Here is a 7523-nt window from a genome sequence, read left to right as displayed (position 1 = left end):
TCGGTGGTCCCGACGACTTCCGCCATCTCGTCGACCAGCTGCACCAGGCCGGCATCGGCGTCATCATGGACTGGGTTCCCGCGCACTTCCCCCGCGACGTCTGGGCGCTGGGCCGCTTCGACGGCACACCGCTGTACGAGCATCCCGATCCGCGGCGCGGCGAACAGCCCGACTGGGGAACTTACGTCTTCGACTTCGGGCGGCCCGAGGTACGCAACTTCCTGGTCGCGAACGCCGTGTACTGGTTCGAGGAATTCCACATAGACGGGCTGCGGGTCGACGCTGTCGCGTCCATGCTCTACCTCGACTACTCCAGGCCCGCCGACGGCTGGGTGGCCAATATCTACGGTGGCCGGGAGAATCTGGAAGCCGTGTCCTTCCTTCAGGAGACCAACGCCACGGTCTACCGGCGTGCCCCAGGCGCGATCATGATTGCCGAGGAGTCGACGGCCTGGCCCGGTGTCACCCGACCGACCCATCTCGGTGGCCTGGGTTTCGGCTTCAAATGGAATATGGGCTGGATGCACGACACGCTGGACTACCTGTCGCGGGCACCGGTGTTCCGTGCCTACCACCATCACCAGATGACCTTCTCCATGATGTACGCCTACTCGGAGAACTTCGTCCTGCCGCTCAGCCACGACGAGGTGGTGCACGGGAAGGGCTCCCTGCTCCAGAAGATGCCCGGTGACCGCTGGCAGCAGCTTGCCAACCTGCGTGCGCTCTACGGGTACATGTGGGCGCACCCAGGCAAGCAGCTGCTGTTCATGGGCGGCGAGTTCGCCCAGGAGGCCGAGTGGTCGGAGGCGCGCTCGCTGGGCTGGTGGCACCTTGATGACGCCTGTCACCGCGGCGTGTCCACGCTGGTGACCGATCTCAACCGGATCTACCGTGCCACACCCGCCCTGTGGGAACAGGACACCTCTCCTGAGGGGTTCTCCTGGATCGACGCCAACGACGCCGAGAACAACGTGTTCTCATTCCTCCGCTGGGCTGGCAGCGGCTCGACATCCGCCGGCCGGCCGGCCGGTACGGTGCTCGCCTGCGTCACGAACTTCGCGGGTGTGCCGCACTCCAGCTACCAGCTCGGCCTGCCGTTCACCGGCCGCTGGCGCGAGGTCCTCAACACCGACGCCACCGACTACGTGGGCAGCGGTCTGGGGAACCTGGGCTCGGTGGTCGCCATCGACGCAGCCCATCACGGCCAGCCCGCATCCGTGCGGTTGACCCTGCCCGCGCTGGCCACCCTCTGGCTGGCCTACGAGTGCGACGGCCGGAACGGCCAGAGCGGCCAGAGCGGCCAGAGCTGACCGGGGAGAAGCGACCGGCCGGGTACGGACAGCTCCGCCACGCCACCCAACGCGGCGGAGCTGTCACCGATGGCAGGCGGAAGCTGGCGACGCCCACATCCTCAATGATCAGAAGAGGGCGGCTGACAGCGCGCGGCGCGCGGGCGCGACGGCCGGCTCGGAATCGCCCAGTGCCTCGAACAGGCTGACCAGATGTGCTCGCGCACGTTCCCGTTCGTCGCCCACGGTCCGCCGGACAACGCCGACAAGCCGGGTCAGGCCCGTTTCGACCTCGCCCTTGGCAACCAGGACGTCGGCCAGCATGATGGCCGCCTCGACATCGTCGGGGTCGGCCGACAGCCGGGCGCGCAACCCGGTGACGTCGATCGTGGCCACCCGCTGGAAAAGCCCGACCCGGGCGAGCCCGAGCGTCGCATCCGCGTCGCCGGGGGCCTCGGCCAGCCGGCTGCGGTAGGCGTCGGCCGCGGCGTCGAGATCGCCCTTGGCGAGCGCCTCCTCAGCGGCGCTGTGGTGCGCGTCGGCCGCGGCCTCCGCCGGCCCGCCCGCCAGGCCCGTGACCGCCTCGTCGACCAGTGCCAGCAGCTGGTCAAGCCACGCCCGGACCTCGGGCTCGGGAACCGCCCCGGTGAACTCACCGATGATCCGGCCACCGACGACCGCCTTGACCGCGGGGATCCCCTGGACGCCGGCGGCCTGGGCAAGCTGTGGGTTCGCGTCCACATCGACCTTCGCGAGCACCCAGCGCCCGCCGTCGGCCTCGGCCAGCCGCTCCAGTACGGGGCTGAGCTGCTTGCACGGGCCGCACCACGCCGCCCAGAAATCGACCACCACCGGGGTCTGCAAAGACCGTTGCAGGACCTCGGTCTCGAACGTCGCCTCGGTGACGTCCAAGACGACGGGCTGCCCCGCGGACGCGGACCCGGTGCGGGCCGGGCCGGGCCGGGTGCTCGCGGCGCCCGCCGAGGATCGCGACGGCGCGGGTTTGGGGTCGAGCGGGACCGCGCCGGCAAAGCGCAGACTGGCGAGCTCGCTGGGAAGCCGTGGATCCCCGGCCGCTGCGTTTCTCGACCCAGGCGGTACTGATCGTGACGAACGGGACCCAGGTGACATGGTTGACCTCCGTGGCATGACTCCATCGTTGCATCTGAACAGCGAAACCGGACATGGCCTACGTGGCAGGCGCCTACGATGCGTGCATGTCGTGATCCGAGTAGACCCGGGCCCGCCGGACCGGCTCCACCGACCAGGCAAGAACCCTGGGACAGGCAGTCGTGTTCCCTGCCGCTATGTTCCCCGCCGCCCGCCCGCGTCTCCCGCAGCCCCCGGGGGACGCGGGAGACCCGTCGGGGCATCGGCGGGGCCAGGCTCGGCCAGCCGCTGCTCGATCGAAGCGACCTTCGCCCGCAGCGCGTCCGTGACCCCGGGACGGATGTCGGCCTTGAGCACGAGGCTGACCCGGCCGGATCCGGCGGCAACCGCGTCCACCGCTCGTCGCACGACAGGCATGACCTCCTCCCACTCCCCCTCGACCGTGGTGAACATCGCGGTCGTCTCGTTGGGCAGGCCACTGGCACGCACCACTCGCACGGCTTCGGCGACCAGGCCGCCGACATCCTCACCCGTCCCGATCGGTGTCACGCTGAACGCCACAAGCATGGCTCACACCTACCACGCGGCCCGCGAGGGCCAGTCGCCCGGGTGCGTTGGGCACGCCGCGGAAACCATGATCTCCCACTGGCCGCTCCGCCAGAAAAATGCTACGGTCCGCGACATCATAAATCCACGGACGGCACAACCGAGGCTTCAACCAAACCCGGGACAACGCTCCCTGACGGCACGCCCTACCATTGCCCGCCGTGGAGTGGAAAACACGGGGCGACGAGGCATAGGTGGTTCCACGGACCCTCCTCGACGCGCTGACCAGCCTGGTGGTGGTGGTCGGCGCGGACGGTCGTGTGCTCGATGCCGGCGCCGCGGCCAGAACCTTTCTCGGTGAACGGCTGGCCGGCACGGAGCCGGTCCACCTCAGGGACCTGGCCGATCTGGTCGATCCCTCGTCACAGGTCCGGCTGCGCGACGTCGTGCCGCGGGCGCTGGCCCGCGCCGGGCAGTGGCGCGGAAGCGTCGACCTCGTTGACGCCGCGGGCAACGTGGCGCCGTATCTGGTGTCGGTACGGGTCGACCCGTCCGGCGCAGTAGTGATCGTCGCGAATGACACCGAGGACATCCGCGCCCGGGAGGCGGCCGAACGGGAGTCCCGGGCCACGGACGAGTTCATCGCACGGCTCGGCCACGAACTGCGCACCCCGCTCAACGCGGTGCTGGGCTTCGCCCAGCTGCTGGAGCTCGAGCCACTGCCAGCGGAGCTGCACGAGGACGTGGAGCGCATCATCACCGGCGGCAGGCACATGCAGGCCCTCATCGACGACGTACTGGATCTGGCCCGGCTGCGGGCCGGGCGCGGGGACATCAACAAGGGGCCCGTCAACGTCCTGGAAATCGTCCAGGGCGTCGTCGAACTGGTCGAACCACTCGCGGAACAACGCGGCATCCGCCGTGTCATCTCGCCAGCCGAGCCGCTGGTCGCCGACGCTGACCGCCGCAGGTTGTGGCAGGTCCTGCTCAACCTGGTCGGCAACGCGTTGAAGTACGGGCGGGAGGGCGGCACCCTGCGGGTGGGTATCGTTCCCGTCACCGGAGCCCGGGTCCGGATTGAGGTCGAGGACGACGGCAACGGCCTCCCGCCCGAAGCCATGGACCGGTTGTTCCGGCCGTTTGAGCGCCTCGGAGCCGAACGAACCGGCGTTGAGGGCAGTGGACTGGGCCTTGCGCTGTCACACGCGCTGGTAACCGCAATGGGTGGTGTCCTGACCGCGGCAAGCCGTTTCGGGGTGGGCAGCGTCTTCGCGGTCGTTCTGGACACCATCGACGTCCGCTTCGACAGCGATGACGACTTCGACGGGTACGAATACGGGCATGGGCACGGGCACGGGCACGGGCACGACGATTACGACGGATTCGCTCCGGTGCCGGCCGTCCCGGCCGCACGAGCGGGCTCGGCGTCGCGGCCCGCCGGCCATCTCCGCGTCGTGCACATCAGCGGCGATCCCGCGACCAGAACAATGGTCACCCATGTACTGCGCAACTCCCTCGGCGCGGACACCGTCACGGTGCCGCGGGCCGCTCTCGCCCTCGACGCCGTCCGGCGGGCCCGGCCGGCGCTGGTGCTGCTGGACCGGGAGCTACCGGACAGCAGCGCCGAAGACCTGCTCAGGACGCTCACGGCGGACCCTCGGGCGGGGCGGGTACCCGCGGTCGTGCTCACCATGGACGACGATCCGCGGGAGCTCGTGCGGCTGCGGCAGGCTGGCGCCGTGGCCGTGCTGGGAGCGCCCCTGGACGTCGCCGCGATAATCGCCGCGGCTGGTCACCTCACCGCCGCGGACCCGGCGCGCTGAGCCCTCAGCCGAGGCGCGTCGCCGCACCCAGGGCGGCGACGACCCGGTCGGCGGCCGTGTAGGGGTCTATCCGGCCGGCGGTGACCTGCGCGGCGAGGCCATCGATCAGATCACCGCCGCGCAGATCCCCCATGCGCTGCCGAAGCGCGGTAAGCGCGATCTGCTCGATCTCGTCAGCGGCCCGCCGCCGGCGGCGGGCATCAAGGACGCCGTGTCCGACCATCCAGGCACGATGATCAGCGATCGCCGCCACCACCTCGGCGATGCCCTCTCCGCGTGCGGCCACGGTCTTGCGGACCGGAGGCCGCCACTCCTGTCCGGAGGCCGCGGGCCCGGTAAGCGCAATCATGTTCTTGAGCTCACGGTAGGTGTGTTCCGCGCCGTCGCGGTCAGCCTTGTTGACCACGAGGATGTCGGCGATCTCAAGGATGCCGGCCTTCGCGGCCTGGACGCCGTCGCCCATCCCCGGCGCCAGCAGCACCAGCGTGCAGTCGGCCAGCGACGCGATGTCGACCTCGGCCTGGCCCACCCCCACCGTCTCGACGAGCACCACGTCGAAACCGGCCGCGTCGAGCACCCGCAACGCCTGTGGAGTCGCCCAGGACAGCCCGCCCAGCTGCCCCCGTGAGGCCAGCGACCGGATGTAAACCCCCGGATCGGTGGCATGCTCCTGCATCCGCACCCGGTCGCCGAGCAGCGCGCCACCGGTGAACGGCGACGACGGGTCGATGGCCAGCACGCCGACCCGCAGGCCGCGCGCTCGAAACGCGGCCACGAGCGCGGACGTCGAGGTCGACTTGCCCACCCCGGGGGAGCCGGTAAGGCCGATCACCTGTGCGTGGCCGGCTCGTGGCGCGAGCAGGGCCATGATTTCCCGGAGCTGCCCGGCCGCATCCTCGACCAACGAGATCAACCGCGCGACCGCCCGCGGACTACCGGCGACCGCTGCATCCACCAGATCGGCGGCGGAGGCGGTACGCGGCCGGGCCGGGGCCGCTGGCGCCGAAGCCGGGATCACGCCGGGACGCGCAGGATGAGGGCATCTCCCTGACCACCGCCGCCGCACAGGCCGGCGGCACCGGTACCGCCGCCGCGGCGACGCAGCTCAAGGGCGAGCGTGAGGGCGATCCGGGTACCGGACATGCCGACCGGATGGCCGAGGGCGATCGCGCCACCGTTGACGTTGGTGATCTCCGGGCCAATACCAAGATCGCGCATGGCCTGGATGCCCACCGCGGCGAACGCTTCGTTGATCTCATAAAGATCCACGTCCGCGGGGGTCAGGCCCTCCTTGCGCAGCGCCGCCGAGATCGCGTTGGCCGGCTGCACCTGCAGCGAGGTGTCCGGGCCGGCGACGAAGCCGTGGTGGCCGACCTCGGCGAGCACCGGCAGCCCGAGCTCGGCGGCCTTCGCCCGGCTCATGACGACGACCGCCGCCGCGCCGTCAGAGATCTGTGACGCCGAACCAGCCGTGATCGTGCCGTCGGCGGCGAAGGCGGGACGCAGTTTCGCCAGGGACTCGGAGGTGGTGTCACCGCGGACCCCCTCGTCCTGGCCGACGGACACCGGGTCGCCACGCCGCTGCGGCACCTCGACCGGGACGATCTCGTCATCGAACAGGCCGTTCTTGATGGCGGCGGCGGCCCGCTGGTGCGAGCGGGCGGCGAACTCGTCCTGCTCGGCCCGGCCGATCCCCAGCCCCGCGTTGTACCGCTCGGTGCCCAGCCCCATCACCACCTGATCGAACGCGCAGAACAGAGCGTCGTGGGCGGTGGCGTCCACCAGTTCGGCGTTGCCGTAACGGACGCCCTCGCGCAGGGACGGCAGCAGGTGCGGCGCGCGTGTCATCGACTCCATGCCGCCGGCGACGACGACGTCGAACTCACCGCTCGCGATGTAGGTGTCGGCCAGCGCGATCGCGTCCAGGCCGGAGAGACAGACCTTGTTCACCGTGATCGCGGGCACGCTCATCGGGACTCCGCCCCGGACCGCGGCCTGCCGAGCGGTGATCTGGCCCTGGCCAGCCTGGATCACATGGCCCATGATCACATAATTGACCTGATCGCCGCCAATGCCCGCGCGCGCCAGGGCAGCTTTGATCGCGAGCCCGCCGAGCTCGACGGCGGAGAAGGTCTTCAGAGCGCCGGACAGCTTGCCGATCGGGGTCCGCGCGCCGGCCACGATGACGGAACCAGGCATGGATGGCCTCCCGGGAGACGACTGCGTGTTCTGCAACAATAACGTGATCTTGCGTCAGATGCCCCCGCGCGGCGCGGTGCGGGTATGGCAGCATCGCGGCATACCCGCGAGACATACCCGCGAGAGGGGATCCGAGTCCGCGATGTTCACAAGAATCGATCATGTCGGCATTGCCGTCCGGGATCTGGACAAGGCCATCACGTGGTACGAGACGACCTTCGGGCTCACGGTGACCGCCACGGAGACCAACGAGGAGCAGGGCGTCCGTGAGGCCATGCTCCTCGTGGCCGACGCCGCCCCGGGCGGCTCGTACGTGCAGCTGCTCGAGCCGATCCGGGCGGACTCCCCGGTCGGGAAGTTCCTCGCCCGCAACGGCGAGGGCGTCCACCACATCGGCTACGGCGTCAACGACGTCGAGAAGGCCCTGGCCGCCATCGCCGAGCAGGGCGTCCGCCTGGTCGACAAGCGGCCGAGACACGGTTCGATGGGCGCGAGCATCGCGTTCCTGCATCCGAAGGACACCGGCGGCGTCCTCACCGAACTGGTGCAGGCTGTC

General features: G+C 70.3%; 7 protein-coding genes. 3 read left to right on the top strand and 4 right to left on the bottom strand.

All coding sequences use genetic code 11. The annotated features are described in order from the left end of the window. Positions 1 to 1310, top strand: a 1310-nt coding sequence (gene glgB / locus MJ783_RS04060; protein WP_239308564.1) for a 1,4-alpha-glucan branching enzyme, incomplete at its 5' end; no start/stop codon positions are given. Between the two features lie 108 nt (positions 1311 to 1418). Here the strand turns inward: glgB and MJ783_RS04055 are convergent. Together MJ783_RS04055 and MJ783_RS04050 are read right to left on the bottom strand one after the other, a co-directional pair. Beyond that, positions 1419 to 2420 (bottom strand): tetratricopeptide repeat protein, encoded by a 1002-nt coding sequence (locus tag MJ783_RS04055; protein ID WP_239308563.1) that lies wholly within the window; start codon positions 2418 to 2420, stop codon positions 1419 to 1421. A 174-nt stretch (positions 2421 to 2594) separates the two neighbouring features. Next, entirely contained in the window at positions 2595 to 2966 is a 372-nt protein-coding gene (locus MJ783_RS04050) for a thiamine-binding protein (protein WP_239308562.1), read from the bottom strand. A gap of 233 nt (positions 2967 to 3199) precedes the next feature. Between MJ783_RS04050 and MJ783_RS04045 the strand changes: the two genes are divergently transcribed. Further along, the gene (locus MJ783_RS04045; protein ID WP_239308561.1) at positions 3200 to 4768 is read left to right on the top strand and encodes a hybrid sensor histidine kinase/response regulator; all 1569 of its coding nucleotides are present in this window, start codon (positions 3200 to 3202) and stop codon (positions 4766 to 4768) included. A gap of 4 nt (positions 4769 to 4772) precedes the next feature. Here the strand turns inward: MJ783_RS04045 and meaB are convergent, their stop codons facing one another. Then, positions 4773 to 5786 carry a methylmalonyl Co-A mutase-associated GTPase MeaB gene (gene meaB / locus MJ783_RS04040; RefSeq protein WP_239308560.1) on the bottom strand — a complete coding sequence of 338 codons (1014 nt, stop codon included), beginning with the start codon at positions 5784 to 5786 and terminating at the stop codon, positions 4773 to 4775. After that, on the bottom strand, positions 5783 to 6967 hold the full coding sequence (locus MJ783_RS04035; RefSeq protein WP_239308559.1) for an acetyl-CoA C-acetyltransferase: 1185 nt from the start codon (positions 6965 to 6967) through the stop codon (positions 5783 to 5785). Before MJ783_RS04035 ends, meaB begins: the two co-directional genes overlap by 4 nt. A gap of 142 nt (positions 6968 to 7109) precedes the next feature. Between MJ783_RS04035 and mce the strand changes: the two genes are divergently transcribed. Further along, a partial coding sequence (gene mce, locus MJ783_RS04030) for a methylmalonyl-CoA epimerase (protein WP_239308558.1) occupies positions 7110 to 7523 on the top strand: 414 nt, incomplete at its 3' end.

Source organism: Protofrankia sp. Cj3 (genome assembly GCF_917627355.1).
GTDB lineage: Bacteria > Actinomycetota > Actinomycetes > Frankiales > Frankiaceae > Protofrankia.
This window is presented reverse-complemented; position numbering and strand designations above follow the sequence as displayed.

Coding starts and splice junctions, on each gene's coding strand:
- MJ783_RS04055 (WP_239308563.1), bottom strand. CDS start 2,420: ATGTCACCTGGGTCCCGTTCGTCACGATCAGTACCGCCTGGGTCGAGA.
- MJ783_RS04035 (WP_239308559.1), bottom strand. CDS start 6,967: ATGCCTGGTTCCGTCATCGTGGCCGGCGCGCGGACCCCGATCGGCAAG.
- MJ783_RS04050 (WP_239308562.1), bottom strand. CDS start 2,966: ATGCTTGTGGCGTTCAGCGTGACACCGATCGGGACGGGTGAGGATGTC.